This is a genomic window from Acidobacteriota bacterium (assembly GCA_021161905.1).
GTDB lineage: Bacteria > Acidobacteriota > B3-B38 > Guanabaribacteriales > JAGGZT01 > JAGGZT01.
Genome location: JAGGZT010000008.1, coordinates 1 through 15,082, shown reverse-complemented (window position 1 = coordinate 15,082; position 15,082 = coordinate 1). Strand labels below are relative to the sequence as shown.

Annotated in this window: 17 protein-coding genes; 5 read left to right on the top strand and 12 right to left on the bottom strand. The window is 51.9% G+C overall.

The genetic code is table 11. The annotated features are described in order from the left end of the window. The 3 genes from J7L64_01430 to J7L64_01420 form a co-directional block, all read left to right on the top strand. The coding region (locus tag J7L64_01430) for a phosphatidylserine decarboxylase (GenBank protein ID MCD6451014.1) at nucleotides 1–411 on the top strand (411 nt) is incomplete at its 5' end. After that, nucleotides 408–1,205, top strand: a complete 798-nt coding sequence (gene pssA / locus J7L64_01425; GenBank protein ID MCD6451013.1) for a CDP-diacylglycerol--serine O-phosphatidyltransferase — start codon at nucleotides 408–410, stop codon at nucleotides 1,203–1,205. The genes J7L64_01430 and pssA, both read left to right, overlap by 4 nt. Then, a complete protein-coding gene (locus tag J7L64_01420; GenBank protein ID MCD6451012.1) occupies nucleotides 1,202–2,182 on the top strand; it encodes a hypothetical protein in 981 nt (326 codons plus the stop codon). Before pssA ends, J7L64_01420 begins: the two co-directional genes overlap by 4 nt. A 2-nt stretch (nucleotides 2,183–2,184) precedes the next feature. Here the strand turns inward: J7L64_01420 and pnp are convergent, their stop codons facing one another. The 9 genes from pnp to J7L64_01375 form a co-directional block, all read right to left on the bottom strand. After that, on the bottom strand, nucleotides 2,185–4,329 hold the full coding sequence (gene pnp, locus J7L64_01415) for a polyribonucleotide nucleotidyltransferase (protein ID MCD6451011.1): 2,145 nt from the start codon (nucleotides 4,327–4,329) through the stop codon (nucleotides 2,185–2,187). 117 nt (nucleotides 4,330–4,446) lie between these two features. Next, nucleotides 4,447–4,716 carry a 30S ribosomal protein S15 gene (gene rpsO / locus J7L64_01410; GenBank protein ID MCD6451010.1) on the bottom strand — a complete coding sequence of 90 codons (270 nt, stop codon included), beginning with the start codon at nucleotides 4,714–4,716 and terminating at the stop codon, nucleotides 4,447–4,449. A gap of 87 nt (nucleotides 4,717–4,803) precedes the next feature. Next, a complete protein-coding gene (truB, locus tag J7L64_01405) occupies nucleotides 4,804–5,730 on the bottom strand; it encodes a tRNA pseudouridine(55) synthase TruB (GenBank protein ID MCD6451009.1) in 927 nt (308 codons plus the stop codon). 1 nt (nucleotide 5,731) lies between these two features. Continuing rightward, nucleotides 5,732–6,682 carry a bifunctional oligoribonuclease/PAP phosphatase NrnA gene (locus J7L64_01400; protein MCD6451008.1) on the bottom strand — a complete coding sequence of 317 codons (951 nt, stop codon included), beginning with the start codon at nucleotides 6,680–6,682 and terminating at the stop codon, nucleotides 5,732–5,734. 18 nt (nucleotides 6,683–6,700) lie between these two features. Further along, nucleotides 6,701–7,021, bottom strand: coding sequence for a 30S ribosome-binding factor RbfA (rbfA, locus tag J7L64_01395; GenBank protein MCD6451007.1), 321 nt, complete (start codon nucleotides 7,019–7,021; stop codon nucleotides 6,701–6,703). Further along, entirely contained in the window at nucleotides 7,021–7,302 is a 282-nt protein-coding gene (locus J7L64_01390) for a DUF503 domain-containing protein (GenBank protein MCD6451006.1), read from the bottom strand. The genes rbfA and J7L64_01390 overlap by 1 nt, the downstream gene beginning before the upstream one ends. 18 nt (nucleotides 7,303–7,320) lie before the next feature. Then, nucleotides 7,321–9,414, bottom strand: a complete 2,094-nt coding sequence (infB, locus tag J7L64_01385; GenBank protein MCD6451005.1) for a translation initiation factor IF-2 — start codon at nucleotides 9,412–9,414, stop codon at nucleotides 7,321–7,323. Nucleotides 9,415–9,438: 24 nt separating this feature from the next. Further along, nucleotides 9,439–10,695 (bottom strand): transcription termination/antitermination protein NusA, encoded by a 1,257-nt coding sequence (nusA, locus tag J7L64_01380; GenBank protein MCD6451004.1) that lies wholly within the window; start codon nucleotides 10,693–10,695, stop codon nucleotides 9,439–9,441. Between the two features lie 2 nt (nucleotides 10,696–10,697). Beyond that, entirely contained in the window at nucleotides 10,698–11,156 is a 459-nt protein-coding gene (locus J7L64_01375) for a ribosome maturation factor RimP (protein ID MCD6451003.1), read from the bottom strand. A gap of 225 nt (nucleotides 11,157–11,381) precedes the next feature. On the opposite strand from J7L64_01375, the gene J7L64_01370 reads away from it, so the two are divergent. Then, the gene (locus tag J7L64_01370) at nucleotides 11,382–11,660 is read left to right on the top strand and encodes a hypothetical protein (GenBank protein MCD6451002.1); all 279 of its coding nucleotides are present in this window, start codon (nucleotides 11,382–11,384) and stop codon (nucleotides 11,658–11,660) included. 7 nt (nucleotides 11,661–11,667) lie between these two features. Beyond that, entirely contained in the window at nucleotides 11,668–12,606 is a 939-nt protein-coding gene (locus J7L64_01365) for a histone deacetylase (GenBank protein MCD6451001.1), read from the top strand. A gap of 3 nt (nucleotides 12,607–12,609) precedes the next feature. On the opposite strand, the gene J7L64_01360 is transcribed toward J7L64_01365, so the two are convergent. From J7L64_01360 to J7L64_01350, 3 genes are all read right to left on the bottom strand, one after another. Continuing rightward, nucleotides 12,610–13,293 carry a hypothetical protein gene (locus J7L64_01360; GenBank protein MCD6451000.1) on the bottom strand — a complete coding sequence of 228 codons (684 nt, stop codon included), beginning with the start codon at nucleotides 13,291–13,293 and terminating at the stop codon, nucleotides 12,610–12,612. Next, nucleotides 13,283–14,551 carry an aminopeptidase P family protein gene (locus tag J7L64_01355; protein ID MCD6450999.1) on the bottom strand — a complete coding sequence of 423 codons (1,269 nt, stop codon included), beginning with the start codon at nucleotides 14,549–14,551 and terminating at the stop codon, nucleotides 13,283–13,285. The genes J7L64_01360 and J7L64_01355 overlap by 11 nt, the downstream gene beginning before the upstream one ends. A 91-nt stretch (nucleotides 14,552–14,642) precedes the next feature. Further along, the gene (locus J7L64_01350; GenBank protein ID MCD6450998.1) at nucleotides 14,643–15,056 is read right to left on the bottom strand and encodes a hypothetical protein; all 414 of its coding nucleotides are present in this window, start codon (nucleotides 15,054–15,056) and stop codon (nucleotides 14,643–14,645) included. Between the last annotated feature and the right edge of the window lie 26 nt (nucleotides 15,057–15,082).

Sequence of the window (15,082 nt, the reverse complement as noted above, 5' to 3'; positions counted from 1 at the left end):
GTGGTGGAAGCGGGGGAGGAGGGGGATGAGAAGAAGGTAAGCATCTTTATGCGACTTTTTGATGTCCACATAAACCGCTCCCCCATCTCCGGAAAGATCACCGACAGCGAGTACAAGAAGGGAAGATTTCACCCTGCCTTCCGCCCTGAGGCGGGAAGTGAGAACGAACAACATAGAATAACCCTTGTCTCTCGAAGCAGAAGGATCGAGTTAACCCAGATAGCCGGGGTCATTGCGAGGAGGATAAGCTTCTGGAAGAAGGTGGAGGACGAGGTGAAAGCAGGGGAGCGGATAGGGATGATAAAATTCGGCTCCCGGGTAGAACTCGTCCTACCCAGGGAAGCAAGCCTTCTGGTCAAGGTCGGGGATAAGGTAAAGGCAGGGGAAACGATAATCGGAGAACTAAATTGAGAACCCCCTCTAAAACCAAAAGGACGAGGAAGGAGAGGTTCCGTCGTGGCATCTACATCCTCCCCAGCCTGTTCACGATGACAAACCTCCTTTTCGGCTTCGCCTCGATAATCTCTGCGTTTCGAGGGCGGTTTTCCTTAGGGGCAGCGTTTATCGGCATCGCTTTCATCCTCGATTCCCTCGATGGAAGGATCGCTCGCTTAACCAAAACCACCTCTCCCTTCGGGGTTGAGTTCGACTCCTTAGCCGACCTCGTCTCCTTCGGGGTAGCCCCGGCGGTCATCGTCTACTCCTACAGTCTCCATATATTTGGGAGAGTGGGCTGGACCGCTGCCTTTGTCTTCGTGGCAACCGGCGCTGCCCGGCTCGCCCGGTTCAATATCCAATCGCGGGTGGCGGAGAGGAGATACTTCGTAGGACTTCCTATACCGACCGCTGCCTGCGTTATTGCCTCGATCATCCTCTTCTACCATCCGGAAACGCCGAGCTCCTTTTACTCCTTCTTTCTGATGATCCTCGTATATTCCTTATCCCTTCTTATGGTGAGCAAGGTTCGGTATCGCAGCTTCAAGGACCTTGACCTACGGGCAAAAAGATCCTATTCATTACTGTTGGTGATCGCCTTTGTTTTCTCCTTATTTGCGGTCTATCCCGAGTTTGTCTTCCTCTCGGTAATGGTGGGGTACGCGAGCTCTGGAGTAATAACGAAACTCATCTCCCTACTGAGAAGAGCAAGAACGAACATAGGGACCAGCTCCATCGCCAACGAGGAGGAGGCGGAACTCAAGAGATGAGAAGACTTAAGGTAGCGGTATTGGGTTCGAACAGCTTGATCGGGAAGGAACTAAGGGAGATCCTCGCTGAGAGAAACTTCCCCTTAAACTCTCTTACCCTACTCGATGAGGAAGAGGTCCCTGAGGCGATAACCGAGCTGGAGAAGGAGGCGAACTTTGCCCTCGGGATCAATGAGGAATCCTTCGCCGATGTCGAGCTCGTCTTCATCTGCGGGAAGGAGGAGGATACCGCTCGTTATCTCCCCTGGCTCAAGAAAAGCGGGGTTATCGCCCTCGATCTTTCCCACTATCTCCGCCCGAAAGAAGGGTTTCCTCTTGCGATAAGTGGGGTGAATGAGGAGCGAATAAAAAAACAAAAACTCATCGCCCTCCCCCATCCCCTTGCCATAATCATCGCCAGCCTCTTAAAGCCGATCGTTGACAGATACCATTTGAGGGAAGCGGTGATCACCGCCTTTCAGCCAGCATCCGTCTATGGTCCCCAAGGGCTCGAGGAGCTCTACCAACAGACGGTGCGAATCCTGAACTTCGCCGAGCTCCCCAAGGAGATATTTGGCAGACAGTTAGCCTTCAACATCTTCCCTGCCGTTCCCAAAGAAGAAGGGATAGAGGAGGAGATCCTCGAGGAGATAGGCATCGCCCTTAAGAGCGAACTTCCCATCTCGTTAAAGCTCATCCAGGTGCCGGTATTTCACTCCTTCGCCCTTTCCTTATTCCTCATCCTGGAGAAAGCTCCCTCCCTCCCCGAGCTTAAAAAGGCGCTTTCCCATCTGCCCAGCATAAAACTGGCTAAGGGAAGGGAGAAACCCTCTGGACCGGTAGAGGCAGGGGGGAAAAACGAGATAATCGTAGGCGAGATAAAAAAAGATAAGCGGAATAACTCCGCTTACTGGATCTGGGCAAGTGCCGATAACCTACGGCGGGGAAGTGCCCTTAACGCGGTTGAGATCGCCGAACTATTCCTCTCCGAGGATTGAAACTACCTCCTTCGATAATTCTCTCTTCTTCCCCGAGGTTCCCGCGGGTTGTGTGGCTTCTTACTCGGAGGACCAAGAAGGGCTTTCCTGCTCAACCTGATCCTATTCGGTCCATCGATGCTAAGCACCTTGACCAGGATGGTCTGTCCCTCCTTCAACTCGTGGCGGATGTTGGTTATCCTGTGGTTCGCGACCTCCGATATGTGGAGAAGGCCCTCCACTCCGGGCATTATCTCGACGAAGGCACCATAATCAGCCAACCGAACCACTTTACCCTGATAGGTCTTCCCCACTTCAGGTTCCGCTATCAACTCCTTGACCATCTGGAGCGCCCTCTTCGCCGTCTCCTCATCGGGCGAGGCGATGGTTATCCTTCCATCGTCGTTTATATCGATCTTGACCCCGGTCTCGGCGATGATCGTCCGGATCATCTTACCCCCAGGACCGATTACATCACCGATCTTCTCCACCGGTATCTTGAACTGAATGAGCCTCGGCGCATAGACGGATATGTTCGCCCGAGGGGAGGCGATGGTCATATTCATCTTTTCGATGATGCTCAACCGCGCTCTTCGCGCCTGGTCAAGCGCCTTCTTTATTATCTCATAGGGAAGGTGATCGATCTTGATATCGAGCTGGATGGCGGTTATCCCCCTTACCGTACCCGCTATCTTGAAATCCATATCGCCGAAGTGGTCTTCCTCTCCAGCGATGTCGGTAAGCACCGCGTACTCATCGCCCTCCTTCACCAAACCCATAGCCACCCCTGCTACCGCTTCCCGTATAGGGACACCAGCGTCCATTAGAGCGAGGGAACCACTGCAGACGGTAGCCATTGATGAGGAGCCGTTCGACTCTAAGATATCGGAGACAATCCTGATGGTATAAGGGAAATCCTCCTCTGAAGGGATAAGAGGAGAAAGCGCCCGCTCGGCAAGCGCTCCGTGCCCTATCTCCCTTCTTCCTGGTGCCCGCATAAACTTGACCTCGCCCACAGAGAAGGGGGGGAAGTTATAATGGAGCATAAACCGCTTGGTGCACTCCTCACCGATCCCGTCTATCCGCTGGGCATCGGATTCCGTCCCCAAGGTGACGGTGGCAAGCGACTGGGTCTCACCCCGGGTAAACAGGGCTGAGCCATGGGTCCTGGGAAGTACCCCCACCTCGCAGGTGACGGTCCTTATGTCGTCAAACTCCCTGCCATCGAAACGCCTCTTATTTGAGAGGACCCCTCTTCTGAAGATATCCGCCCTCACTCTCTCGAACGCCTCCTTTAGCTCTGCCCTTTTCTCCTCGTCTTCCTCCGGCACCTCGGCGAGTATGGAATCGAGCAATTCGTGGAATTTGAGATATCGCTCCTTCTTCGGCTGAACCTTGAGCAACTCCTCGATCTTTGCCCCGTACTTACCCTCTATCCTCTTCACCGTCTCCTCCGGCAACTCCCTCGGTTCTAAGGGTAGTTTCTCTACATTTAACCTCTTGAAGAGCTCTTTCTGTAGCTCAATGATCTCTTTTATCGGCTTTTCCGCAAACTGGATCGCCTTGAGCACAGTGAGCTCACTCACCTCAGAGGCACCGAGCTCGATCATCACCACCCCCGCTTCATTTCCCACCACGATCATATCGAGGGGACTTGCCTCAAGCTGGGACAGGGTGGGATTAAGCACGAACTCACCATCCACTATCCCCACCCGAGCAGCTCCCAGAGGCTTATTGTAAGGAAGGGGGGAAAGATAAAGGGCAGCGGAAGCGCCGATTACGCTTATCAAATCGGGATCGTTCTCGAGATCAGCAGAGACAACATAACCTATGATCTGGGTCTCGTTATTGTACCCCTCTGGGAATTGGGGTCTGATTGATCGGTCGATCAAGCGCGCGGTCAGTATCTCCTTCTCTGAAGGCCTTCCTTCCCGTTTGTAAAATCCGCCAGGGATCTTCCCTGCAGAATAGGTGTACTCCCGGTAATCCACGATCAGGGGGAGAAAACCGGCATTTTGCGATTGGTTACCCCTAACCGCACAGGCAGTTATAAGAACAATCGTATCGCCGTAGCGAAGCCAGGCAGATCCATCCGCCTGCCGTGCCACCTTCCCGATCTCGAGTGAGAGCTTCCGTCCCGATAGCTCTATCTCCACTCCTTCTTCCATCGTCACATCTTCCTCCTAAACTTTGAGAAGCCCATCGCCCCTGCGATGAGCCATTAAAAAATTAAACCCTCCTTATACCATAAGGATTTATGGATGAAGGCATTGTTGCGGAGGGCATCAACCTCTCAAACCGAGCTTCTTTATCAATTCCTTGTAGCGACTGGGGTCGGTTTTATTAAGATAGCGAAGGAGCCTTCTCCTCTGTCCCACCATCTTCAAGAGTCCCCGCCGGGAATGGTGGTCCTTCTTATGGATCTTGAAATGTTCATTAAGGTGGTTTATCCTCTCGGTCAAAAGGGCTATCTGGACCTCCGGCGAACCGGTATCCCTATCATGAAGCTGATACTTTGAAATTACCATCTGTTTCTCCTTACTGGTTAACGCCACTTCTAACTCGTCCCTCCTTTCCTTATCCCTTTTAGAGATTAAATATAACACATAATCCACCACTTGTAAAGAGGTATATGGATTCGCTCATCCTAAAACGATCTTCGGGTGAAAGAAGAAACTCATTTCCGAAGTATGTCTGGTGGCAAGGGCAAGGAGCTCCCCCCTCTTATCGAAGAGGCGAAAATAGGGAGCATCGAGCTCATCCTCCTGGGGAGGAGAGACGATAAGCGAAGCCCCAAGATCACAACCGGAAAGAACCCGTTTCCTTCCCAACTCATCCACCACCACCTTGGGGAATTCGGGAAGAAGTTCCTCCATCGGGATGAGGTAAGGAGAAAGGCCTCCCACCCGGGCGAGAACCGCTGCCCGCAGGAGAGGAAGTGCCTCCACAACCGAATAGGTAGCGAACTTGATCCGCCTGAGAGAGGAAAGATACCCTCCTACTCCAAGCATCTGTCCCAGATCGTGGGCGATGCTCCTAAGATAGGTCCCGGCGGAGCAATGAACCCTTATCGTTATGAGGGAACCCTCCGTTCTGAGAAGCTCTATCTCCTTGATCTCCACCTCCTTCGGCTTCACTTCAACCTCTTCCCCCTTGGCCGCGTATTGATAGAGCTTTTTCCCCTTCACCTTCTTCGCCGAATAGGGAGGGGGATATTGAAGGATCCTCCCTTGAAACCGGGATAACGCCTCCTTTATCCTTTCCTCTTTAAACGAAACCTCCCTCCTCTCCGAGATGGGTTCTCCAGCGAGATCGTAGGTATCCCTCGCCTCGCCAAGCCGGATATCGGCGATGTAAACCTTATCCCTTCCCATAAGAAACTGGGAAAGACGGGTCGCCCTACCGAGAAGTAGAGGAAGGAGACCGGTGGCAAAGGGATCAAGAGTACCCAAATGCCCCACTTTGGTTATCGGGAAGCTGCTCCTTACAAACTCCACCACCTGATGGGAGGTTATCCCCGGTGGCTTGTCGATGAGGAGGAGCCCGGAATATTCCTTCTTCCCTCCCATATTATTCCCTCAAAACCTCTTTCACCCGACCAACAACCCTGGTGATCACCTCATCAAGCTCCCCTTTTAAATAACAACCAGCAGCCTTCTTGTGCCCTCCGCCACCGAAGGAGTCGGCTATCCTCACCACATCCACCTCACCCCGCGATCTCAAGCTGATCCTAAAAAGGGCTTTATCCACCTCCTTGAAGAATATCGCCACCTTAACCCCTTCTAAAGAGAGGGGGAAATTGACGAAACCATCGCCTTCGTCTGGGGAAAGCCCCATCTCATCGATCTCCCTCCTCAGAAGATAGATCCAGGCGATCTCGCCGTTATTCTCTTCACCCATTCGATAAAGCACCCTTCCCAACAACCTGATCTTCCCTGGCGAATTGTGATAATAGATATCCTCCGCTACCTTCGCTGGATTCACCCCTGCCCTAACTAAACTGCTACAGACCTCGAAGGTGCGGGCTGAGGTATTGGTGAACTGGAAGGAGCCGGTATCGGTGAAGATGGCGGTATAAAGGTTATAGGCGATCTCGTAGCTTAAGGGGATGTCTAATTCTACCACCAACTGATAGATCATCTCCCCCACCGAGGAGGAGGTTGGTTCAATCCAACTTATATCGCCGAAATCCCCCCCTTTTTCGTGATGATCGATGCTTACCACAATGGGACCGGAAAAAGGAGGAAAACCCGTCCTTTCCTGATAGCCACACTCTATGAAGAAGGCGACCTCAGGAAGAGGGAAAAGTTCATCCCTTACCTCGATCTCCGAGACACCGGGGAGCCGTTGATAAAGCTTGGGAACAGGGTCGTGATTTATGAGTCGAACCTCCTTCCCCAGCTTTCTAAGGGCAAAACCTAAAGCGAGCTGAGAACCGAGTGAATCACCGTCAGGGTTCAAATGGGAGCTGATGGTGAAACTCTTATGCCTATCTATGATGTCGATTATCTTCCTGATCATAACTAAGCCAAAGCCTCCTTAGAGCTTTTCCTCCTTGGGGAGAGAGGTATCGTAGAAAAAACTTAAGGTAGGGCAATACCTTAGATTAAGCCGATGGCCTATCTCCCGCCGGAGAAATCCAACTGCCCGGGAGAGCCCTTCAGTGGAACGAGCACGCTCCTCCTCTCCGCCGAGGACGGTGAAATAGACCCGCGCCGAACGAAGATCAGAGGTCATCTCCACCCGGGTGATGGTGACAAAGCCGATCCGAGGATCCCGCAATACAAACTGGATCAACTCAGAGAGCTCCACCTTGATCAGATCTGCCACCCGCCTCGCTCTTCTTCCTTTGTCCTTCATCATAAAAGCTCTATTTTGGTATCCACTATCTCCGCCACCGCCTTCTCCTCAATAAAATTGAGAATGGCGGAAAAACCTTTATCTACCACCGATCCCTCCACCCCGATCGAGGCGATTCCTATCTTCGCCTTCTGCCATAAATCATGAAAATCGACCTCCGCTACCGATACATTAAACCGGGAACGAATAGAATCCTTAAGTCCCTTCACTACCATCCGTTTTTCCTTGAGAGAATGGCTACCGGGAATGAAAAGCTCAATCAGTAAAACACCAATTACCATTATCCTTATTCAGGCTTCTTACTCGATCTCCGGGGCTTTCTTCACCACCTGGAAGCACTCGATAATATCACCTATCTTTATATCGTTGAAATTGGCTATGCCAACGCCACATTCAAACCCTTCCCTGACTTCAACAACATCCTCCTTGAACCGCCTAAGCGAACCTATCTTACCCTCGTGGATCACGATATTATCCCGGAGCAGTCTCACCTCGGCGTTCCTCACCAGCTTCCCCTCAGTGACATAGCAACCGGCAACGACTCCCACCCTGGGAATGCGGAATACCTCCCTTACCTCTGCCCTGCCCAAGGGGACTTCCTCGAAGGTGGGCTCAAGCATACCCACCATTGCATTCTTTATCTCATTGGTAAGGTTATAGATGACCGTATGGAGCCTGATATCCACCCCTTCTGCCTCGGCAAGCTCTATCGCTTTCTTCTCGGGGCGGACATTGAAACCAATGATAATGGCATTGGAAGCAGAGGCAAGCAGAACATCGGTAACATTTATCGCCCCTACCCCTGAATGGATGATCCTCAACCTTATTTTATCACTGCTCAACTTCTCCACCGCGTCCTCTACCACCTCAAGGGAACCATGGACATCCGCCTTAATGATGAGAGGAAGCTCCTTTATCCCCTCCTCCCTTATCTGCTCATAAAGCTTATCCAAGGTAAGCCGGGAAGCCCTCTTCCTCGCGAGCTCCTTCTCCCTTAGCTTAGCCTGACGGAAGTTGCTTATCTGTCTTGCCTTCGCCTCGCTCTTCACCACCTGAAAGATATCCCCTGCTTCAGGAAGCCCCTGAAGCCCGGTGATCTCTACCGGGGTTGAAGGACCAGCTTCGTCTATCCTCCTTCCCCTGTCGTCGAACATCGCCCGCACCCTGCCCCAGACCGCGCCCACGATAAAGGGTTCCCCTACCCTGAGGGTCCCGCTCTGGATAAGCACGGTAGCTACTGGGCCTCGAGCACGATCAAGTCTCGCCTCGAGAACCGTGCCCCGAGCAAGGACATTTGGATCTGCTTTAAGCTCCTCGAGATCCGCAATTAGGAGAAGCATCTCGAGAAGTAGATCGAGGTTGATCCTCTTCTTCGCCGAGATCTCGACGAATACCGTCTTACCCCCCCACTCCTCTGGAGTAAGGCCCAGATCGGAAAGCTGTTTCTTCACCTTCTCCGGGTCGGCGTTCGGCTTATCTATCTTGTTTACCGCCACCAATATGGGGACCCCGGCTGCCTTGGCGTGGTTTATCGCCTCCACTGTCTGGGGCATCACCCCATCATCCGCCGCCACCACCAAGACGACAATATCGGTCACCTTCGCTCCCCGGGAACGCATCCGGGTAAACGCTTCGTGCCCCGGAGTATCGAGGAAAACGATCCCCCTTCCATTCACCTCTATCTTGTATGCACCAATATGCTGGGTTATCCCCCCCATCTCTCGCTCGGCTACATTGGTTTGCCTAATGGCATCGAGGAGGGAGGTCTTTCCGTGATCTACATGCCCCATCACGGTGACCACTGGATCGCGAGGCATAAGCTCTTTCGGCTTCATCTCCTCCTCTAATATAACCTCTTCCTCGAAGGAAACCACCTCTGCCTCACAGCCGAACTCCTGACAGAGCTTCATCGCCGTATCCTTATCCAGGGTCTGGTTGATGGTGGCTAAAATGCCCATCTCGAGGAGTTTCTTCATTATCACCTTCGATTTTATGCCCAACTTCTCAGAGAGCTCCTTGACGGTCACCCCCTCGCTCAGGGTGATCTTTCCCTCCTTAACCGTTTTTTTCTCCACTACCCCTTTTCCCGCGGTAAGGGTATTATCAACTCGCTTGAGTTTTTTCCTCCTCGTTCTCCTTGGCTTTTTCTTTATCTCCTCCTTCTCCAGCTTGCTCTCTATCTCCTCGGTGATAGCCTCTATCTTCTCGTCAGTGGGGGAGGGTTCGGACACCTTCTCCCTTCCGAGCTCCTCCTTTATCATCCTCACCTGGTCCTCATCAAGCCCGATCAGTCTGTTCCCCGATTTCATCCCATGAGCCTCGAGGATCTCCATTATCCTCGTCTCCTCCACCCCAAGCTCCTTCGCCAGTTGATAAATCCTTACCTTAGCCATTTCCTTCTCCTAATGGTGTGTAAGCTACCTCAGTAGCTTCCGCGCCTCCTTTATGATCTTCTCCGCCTTTTCCCTCCCTATGGAAGGGAGCTTGCTCAACTCCTCAACCGAGGCTTTGGCTATCTTTTCCAGAGAATCGAAACCCGCCTCAGCGAGGCGCTCTGCGGTCTTCTCACCGATACCCGGTATCGCCCTGAGCATCCCCTCGCTCTTGCTCATCATATCCATCCGCCTTTTTACCTCTGCTTTTTTCTCCTCCTCGCTCTTGATGTCTATCTTCCAGCCGGTGAGCTTAGCTGCCAAGCGGACATTCTGCCCCTTCTTGCCGATGGCGAGGGAAAGCTGGGATGAGTCCACGATAACCTCCGCCTCTCTCTTCTCCTCATCAAGGATGGTGACCTTGCTCACCTTCGCCGGACTGAGAGCGTTGGCGATGAAGGTGGCTGGGTCCTCTGAGTACTCGATGATATCTATCTTCTCGTTCTTCAGCTCCCTGATTATCGCCTGGACCCGATTCCCCCTCATCCCAACGCAGGCACCCACTGGATCGACATTGGTATCGGTGGAATAGACCGCTATCTTTGCCCGCTCTCCTGGCTCCCGAACCGCGTTCTTTATCTTTATCGTTCCATCGTAGATTTCGGGAACCTCCATCTCAAAAAGCTTTATCAGAAGCTGAGGATCAACCCGGGAGATCACCACCTGAGGCCCTCGGGAGATCCTCTCAACCTCGATGATCACCGCCCTCACCCGATCGCCCTGGGAATAGGTCTCGTTGGGCGATTGCTCCCTCTTGGGGAGAACCGCCTCGGTCCGCCCGATGTCCACAATGACATCGTTCCGATCAAACCTCTTCACGATGCCGTTTACTATCTCTCCTATGCGGGGATGATACTCGTTGAATATCTTCTCCCGCTCCGCCTCCAGCACCTTCTGATAGATCACCTGCTTCGCCGTCTGGGCAGCGATTCGTCCCAGACCCTCGGTGGACTTGGGAATGTTTATCTCCTCCCCCACCTTGATATTGGGGTCGTACTTCACCGCTTCGGAAAGGGAGATCTCCTTCTCTGGATTGGTCACCTCCTCCACCACCTGCTTCCGGGCAAACACTTCGAACACCCCTTTCTCCCGGTTGAACCGGGAGACGATGTTCTCCTGAGACCTAAAGTACTTGCGGAAGGCAGCGACCATCGCTTCCTCAACCGCCTGGATGATCACCTCGGGGTCGATCCCCTTCTCTCTTCCTATCTGCTCTATTGTTTGATAAAGCTCCTTACCCATAGCTACTTAAAATCTATCTCCAGGTTGGCTTTTGTTATCTTGCTCAAGGGGATGATGAGTTCATCCTTCCCCTTCTTTATAGACAAAACCACCTCTCCACTCGAGAAACTCTTGATCACCCCCACCCATACACTCCTTCCCCTGATGGGCGTCCTCGTCCTTATCTTGACCAGTTTACCCACCGCCCGTTCATAATCTCGTTCCTTCACCAAAGGGCGGGTAAGTCCAGGGGAGGAGACCTCCAGGATATAACGATGACTTATCAGATCGTAGATATCAAGGAGAGCGCTAAGCTCCTCGCTCACCACCTGGCAATCGCCAAGGGTGACCCCGCCCTCCTTATCGATAAACACTCGAAGATACCACCTACCTCCTTCCTTCTTATACTCAACATCCACCACCTCTACCCCGTGATCGGAGGCGATCTTGCTCGCTAACTCCTCCACCTTCTCCTTTATCACCGATAGACCTCTATTTTACTAAAAAATCCTTAACAAAAAAAGTGGGAACTCCCCACTTCTCTACCTCGAAGGTTAACACAAAGGAAGAGATACTACAACCCTCGCTAAAAACCCTTTTATTTTATAACCGATGTTTGAGGAAAAGTCAAGGGGAGAAAAGGTTCTTTATCATTGTTTTTTCCTGTAGTATAATTTATATCAAAAGAATAATGTTGGGGGGCAAAAATGGGAAACTTTATCGGGGGAAGTGCCCCAGCGATGGCAAATCAATTAATGGAGGGCTACATACTCCTTAGCCCTCCGATGCTAAAACGGTTTACCCTTGCCGAGCTTAGGGAGCTCAAGATGGAACTCACCAAACTTCAGCGGGAGCTACGCGCTCAACAGGTACCTCTGGATGATCCCCTGGCGTTAAGGCAGAAGAACCACCGCCTCCAGAAGATAGCTTCAGCCCTGAGAGTGCTTACCCACCACATTCAGAAGACATCCGGCTCCATAGGCTAAGGTTGGGATGAAGCGAATTGGTTTTGTATTCGACGAGATCTTTCTCGCCCATAAGACGGGGAACCATCCAGAAAGTCCGGAGAGGCTAAGCTTCCTCCTCCATTACCTCGAGGAGAGGAATTGGTTCGAACGACTGATCAGGATTAAACCGGAACCAGCCACCTTATCTATCCTCTCCCATATTCATACCCCTTCATACATCCACTCCCTTAAAAAGGAGATAGAAAGGGGTGCCCGAGTGCTCGATGACGGCGATACCATCGTCTCCTCCCACTCCTATGAAGCAGCACTCTACGCCGCCGGTGCCGGGATAACCGCATCCTCAGCCATCCTTGAGGGGAGGCTCGACTCCGCCTTCTGCGCCGTCCGCCCCCCAGGACACCATGCGGAACGAGACCGGGCAATGGGATTCTGCCTCTTCAACAACATCGCGGTCACCGCCTCCTACCTAAAGCAGGACAAGGGGCTCTCCCGGATCCTGATCATCGACTTCGATGTCCACCACGGAAACGGCACCCAGAACGCTTTCTATGATGATCCCTCCATCCTCTACATCAGCCTTCACCAATACCCCCATTATCCGGGAACGGGGAGTAAGGAGGAACGGGGAGAAGGAGAAGGCTACGGCTTCACCATCAATATCCCCCTTCCTGCCGGCTCAGACGATATCGATTACATCACCGCCTTTAATGAGAAGGTGATCCCAGCAGGGGATGCCTTCCGCCCGGAATTCGTCCTCGTCTCCGCTGGCTTCGATCCCCATCGGGACGACCCCCTCTCAGCGATGCGGGTCACCGAAGACGGATTTTACCAGCTGACCAAAATGATCCGGGAGATAGCGGAAAGATGGTCTCAGGGGAGGATAGTGTCCATCCTCGAAGGGGGATACAACCTCCCCGCTTTGGGAAGAAGCGTAGAACATCACTTGAAGGCACTTATCGAATAGACACTACTCCCTCTTGGGATAGAACTTGCGGAATATAAACTCAAAAACCGTACGGTAGTCTGCCGCCTCCCTGATAAAACGGTTTATCATCCGCTGTTCGTATCTTCCAGGATCCAGCCTCATCCTGCGGATCGCTATATCCTCAGGAGCAAGCTCTATCCTGTTCAACTCCTTCTCCTCGAAAAGGGGTAGTTTACCCTTAAGTTCATCGTAGGCGAGCTCCTCCCACTCGGTCACCAAGAATTCGATAACCTCCCTCCTCCCGTAATCCATCAGGTAGCGACACCAAAGCTCGAGGGTGCGGAACTCCTCCTCCATTCCATCAGGACGGTTGTAGCGTAGGTGACCGGTGAACTCCGGATCAAGTTCGAGGAGAAGGTCGAAAAGGAGGCGAAACTTCTGGGTAAAGGGGAGGTAAGCGTAATCGGGGAGGTTGAAGAAGAGGATGTAATGGATCTTCCTTTCCCCTAAGTAGATTTCCCTGACCTTCTCCAGCCTCTTGCTATCTACCGAGTAATAGAGCCGGGTGCGGTAGGGATGGCAGGGCTTATCCCCCTCTCGGGAAAAACCGAGAACAAGAAGCTTATCCATATCAATGAAGGATAGATCGGCTACATTCCTCCCAACATCCTCTATCAACCGGGAGAGGGATTGAGTATAATTTACAACTTTTCCCTTATCCTCCACTTCCTGCTCCCAACTTAAGCATATTCCCCACCCCCTTTTCCACCATTAGCCGTTCTATCTCCTCCGGTCTCTTGGGGAGGAACGAGGAGAGAACGACCGCTCCATCCTTGGTTATAAGGATGTCGTCTTCGATCCTCACCCCGAGGTTCTCCTCCGGGATGTAGATCCCCGGTTCAACGGTTATCACCATCCCCGGAGCGAGCTTGACATTGGGAAGTGCGGGATCGTGAACATCGAGCCCAAGGAAATGGGAGGTGCCGTGAATGAAGTACTTGCCGTAGCCCCTCTCCTTTATGTAGCTTCTTGCTGCTCTATCGACATCCCTCAAGGTAGCACCGGGTCTGGCAGCAGCTATCCCCCTCCTCTGGGCTTCGAGCACTATCTCGTATATCTCCTTCTGCCTCTTGGTGAACCTTCCTGAGATAGGGATGGTTCGGGTAAGATCACCAGCATACTCCTTAAACTCCGCACCGACATCGATCACCACCAGCTCGCCCGGCTTGATCCTCCTTCTGTTCTTCTCATAATGGATGATGACCGAATTCGGTTCTGATCCCACTATGGAGGGGAAGCTGGTCCTCTCCGCCCCGAGGAAGTGGAAGACATACTCCACCACCGCCTGAAGCTGGTATTCGTACATTCCGGGCTCAGCGGAGCGGATTGCCTCGATTAAGCCCCTGGCGGTTATCTCGATCGCCCTCCTCATAAGGGCAAGTTCCTCTTTCGATTTCACCATCCTCATCCTGATGAGGATAGGGGAAAGATTCCCCACCTCAAATTCAGGAAGCTGTTTTCTCATTCGATTGACAAAGGCGAGCTTAGGGGAAGAGAGCGAGAAAATGCTTAATCTTGGCAAGGGGAAATAGATCATCCCCTTCTCCGCGATAAGGGAGGAAAGGAAATCGTTCATCTTCTCTACCAGAAGAACCCGGGAAATACCGGATACCCGGGATAGCTCCTTCCGCTTATTTTCATCCCCCTTCTTAATGAAGAGGATATCTCCTTCCTCGGTAATCGTGAGGATCGCCTCTGGCTCCTTTAAGCCAGTGAGGTAGTAGAAATTCTTGTCAACCCGGAAGTAATGCCCCATCATACTCCGGACGGGTTCACCAGAAAAAAGGAGGGCGACACCGCCTTTGAGTTCCTTTCTTACCTGCTCTCTCCTCTCCCGGTAGATATTTCCTCCCTCTGCCAGAAGAACAGGGACGATAAGGGCTGATATTATGAAAGCGATCAATACCGACCTTCCTCTTTTCATCTGACACCTCCCTCTCCTCATCATTTCACAGCATTCCACCCCTGTCAAGAAAGAGACCCCCTTGCTTTAAGGTCTCCGCTATAGAAAAGTTTTACTTACCGCTCCCCCTTTCTATCTCCCTTTTTATAATCTGCCTTACCTTTTCATCTATGCATAGCGCCTCTCCCTTTAAGAGCCCATCGAGAAAATCAAGTATCTTTACCTCTTTACAGGGTCTTGTATCCCTCTCTTGAGGATAAAAGGTTATCGGGTTCCCATCGTCAGTTAACACGAGGAGAAACAGCTTGGGGTTTTTAGCCCCTCTGCTCTGGGGGATTTTTATTTTTCGAGCCACACTTATGCTCAGCAATGTCTCATTTTTTATTTGATCCCAGCTTTCTTTTCTGAAACGCCTCTCCTCATAAGGAAAGCCGAATTTTGTTTTAACCTTCTCGAGACGACTTAATATCTTCGCTATCTCTTTCTCCGAGGGAAAAGTTTCTGGAATCCAAAACTCAAGTTTCATTTTTCCTATCCTCCTTAATATTATGT